Annotated in this window: 1 protein-coding gene; it reads left to right on the forward strand. The window is 72.4% G+C overall.

The window, feature by feature from the left end; translation table 11 throughout:
• Positions 1-573 (forward strand): transposase (locus ACYVD5_RS27910; RefSeq protein ID WP_461004158.1); only part of this gene is annotated, 573 nt, incomplete at both ends.

Genomic DNA, 573 nt, shown 5'->3' on the forward strand with positions numbered 1-573 from the left:
GTACGGGCCCGTGGCCTCCGATCCCACCGTCTCGCGCACCCTCACCACGCTGGCCGCCGAACCCGAGGCCGCCCTGGCCGCGATCCGCACCGCCCGCGCCCACGCCCGCGAGACCGCCTGGACACGCGCCGCACACCACGCACCACCCGATGCCGACGGCCGCCTGATCATCGACATCGATGCCACCCTTCTCACCGCCCACTCCGACAAGGAAAACGCGGCCCCTACCTGGAAAAAGGGATACGGATTCCACCCGCTGGCCGCCTTCTGCGACCACGGGCCCGCCGGCACCGGCGAAGGGCTGACCGCCCTGCTGCGCCCGGGAAACGCCGGGTCCAACACCGCCACCGACCACATCGCGGTGGCCGCCCGGGCCCTGAAGCAGCTGCCGCGGACCCACCGCCGCGGGAGGAAGACCCTCATCCGCACCGACACCGCCGGGGGCACCCACGCCTTCCTCGACTGGCTCACCCGGCGAGGACGGTGGCTGTCCTACTCGGTGGGCATGACCATCACCGACGACATCCACACCGCCATCACCCGCATCCCCGCCACCGCGTGGAGTCCGGCCTA

The organism is Streptomonospora sediminis, from assembly GCF_054778995.1.